General features: G+C 49.5%; 1 protein-coding gene. It reads right to left on the bottom strand.

Annotated elements, in window-relative coordinates; all coding sequences use genetic code 11:
- Positions 1–511, bottom strand: a 511-nt coding sequence (locus tag R8N49_RS30630) for an adenosylcobinamide-GDP ribazoletransferase (protein ID WP_318190887.1), incomplete at both ends; no start/stop codon positions are given.

Raw genomic sequence — 511 nt, 5'->3', positions numbered from 1 at the left:
CGCAAGCGGCTTGCTTTTTGAGGTGTCACTGTCACTCACATAAGGCATGTCGTAAATTAGCGTTGCAGCGAGGGCACGACTCGTGGTGTAGGCCACAACAATAACGAGCCAAAAATCAGGCAAATGCACCAACTCGCTCCAAAGGACAAACTTCGCCAACAACGCCATCACTAATGTTGCGGCGCCATAAGTCCCGATGCGGCTGTCCTTCATGATAGAAAGACGACGCTCAACCGTCATACCGCCGCCAATGCCATCCGCCATATCAGTCAAACCATCTTCGTGAAAAGCACCGGTGAGCAACAAGCTGAACGCCATGGTTAATACAATAGCAACAGAATCAGGGAAAATAAGTTGAGTGAAGTAGAACACAAGCGCGCAAAGCACACCAAGAATCACACCAACCAAGGCAAAATATCGCCCAGCTTGGTTCATACGCTCTTCGCTGTAAGGTAAGTCACTCGGTACAGGCAAGCAGCTAAAAAAGCTCACAGCCAAGAGGAATAGCTCC

It is taken from the genome of Vibrio sp. 1978, assembly GCF_033344345.1.
Note: the sequence above shows the minus strand (reverse complement) of the source record. Positions and strands in the feature narration are given on the sequence as shown.